Genomic DNA, 290 nt, shown 5'->3' on the forward strand with positions numbered 1-290 from the left:
TACCGCACCGAGCTGCTGCTGCCGTCGGTGCAGGCCACCGTCGATGCCGAGCTCGCCGCCCACGCGGGCGGCTACACCCTGCTCTCCGACGACGACCTGGTGCTGGTCGTGGATGCGATCATCGAAGAACACGACCCCGATGCGGTGCGGCGCTACCGTGAGGCCGCCCAAGGCTGTGATGTGGGGTTCGGCAAACGCGATGACGCTACCGGTACCGCGTCGCTGTATGGGCGGATCTCGGCAGCTGATGCGGAGTTGGGGATGCGGGTGCTGGATGCGCTGGCCGCCAC

Annotated in this window: 1 protein-coding gene; it reads left to right on the forward strand. The window is 68.3% G+C overall.

The annotated features are described in order from the left end of the window. Nucleotides 1–290 (forward strand): DUF222 domain-containing protein (locus AC3A6P_RS36175; RefSeq protein ID WP_487697474.1); only part of this gene is annotated, 290 nt, incomplete at both ends.

It is taken from the genome of Mycobacterium sp. Soil_C_30 (genome assembly GCF_057656995.1).